Source organism: Gordonia otitidis NBRC 100426 (assembly GCF_000248075.1).
Lineage (GTDB): Bacteria > Actinomycetota > Actinomycetes > Mycobacteriales > Mycobacteriaceae > Gordonia > Gordonia otitidis.
In genome coordinates this window covers 1-1,110 of record NZ_BAFB01000067.1, presented here as the reverse complement: position 1 = coordinate 1,110, position 1,110 = coordinate 1, and the positions used below count along the sequence as shown (strand labels likewise).

The following is a 1,110-nucleotide window of genomic DNA, read 5'->3' as shown; positions in this document are numbered from 1 at the left end:
GACGCCTGGTGTATCGCCACGCCGCACGGGAGGCGATGCCGAGTCGGTACGCGCCCGCGAATCCCGCGATGTCTGTCTGGAACACCGCGACCGAGGGAATGTCGAGGCGTCGCGCGGCCACCGCCGCCGCCCCGCCCACGACGAATGGCGACGCGAGATGCACGACATCGGGTTCGAAATCACGCAGCGTCCGGTACAGCACGGGCGCGGGGACGCCCACCGGCAACGACGACACCCCCGGCACCTTCACCGACGGCAGCAGATGCACCGGCGTGCGTCGACCCACCATCCGCGGACCGCGCTCGGCGCCACGCGCCGAGTCGGGAGCGATCACCACGGCCTCGTGGCCGGTGCGTTCGAGGTGGTCGATGACCCGGAGAACAGAGTTCACGACCCCGTTGACCTGCGGAAGAAAACTCTCGGCGGCGAGTGCGACGCGCATGCCGCAAGAATCAGCGAGTGAGGTTTCCGGCAACCTCGGCCGACGTGTCGGGTCCCGAAACTCCACGTGAAGTCTGGGCAGCGGAGCCGTCGGACGCCGTCGCAGACTCGGGCGCGGGCCCAGCCGCGGTCCCGGCGGCACCCGCGCCGGGTACCTCGCTGCTACTGCTGCTGCTGTGCACCGCACCCGAGTCGACCTCGACGTCGGAGTCGGGTGACTCCCAGTCGCCGCTCCCCTGATCGTCCGCCGCGTTTCGAGCTGCGCGCCGCGCCGCGCGGCGTCGAGCCCAGCGTCGGGAGAACTCCGCGACGCCCAGCATCAACGCAGCCACGACGATCCAGCCGAGTACGGCCACCGAGACCGCTGGCACGATCGAGAGCACAGCACTGCGGCCCGTCGGCTTGGCGAGGTCGGGGTTGGCGGTGCTGTAGTCGACACGAATCCGCTGGCCCGCGGTCAACTCCGTCGGATACAGCAGGCCGAGTCGTGGACTGTGCACCGAGCCGTCGGGCGTCTGGAAGTACGCGTTGGCGTGCAGCCGGTCGGCGTAGACGACGTCGGCGGTGACCGTTGCCTTGTTCGCCTCGATCTGTGCGTCGTTGCGGAAACACGCCACGATCAGCACCGGGCACATCGCCGTCACGACCAGCCCGAGCGTGAGCAGTACC

The 1,110-nt window shown here is 69.8% G+C and carries 2 protein-coding genes; both read right to left on the bottom strand.

The features are described from left to right. Nucleotides 1–442, bottom strand: a 442-nt coding sequence (locus tag GOOTI_RS06655) for a glycosyltransferase (RefSeq protein WP_007237799.1), incomplete at its 3' end; no start/stop codon positions are given. A gap of 10 nt (nt 443–452) precedes the next feature. Next, the coding region (locus GOOTI_RS27220; protein ID WP_007237798.1) for a hypothetical protein at nt 453–1,110 on the bottom strand (658 nt) is incomplete at its 5' end.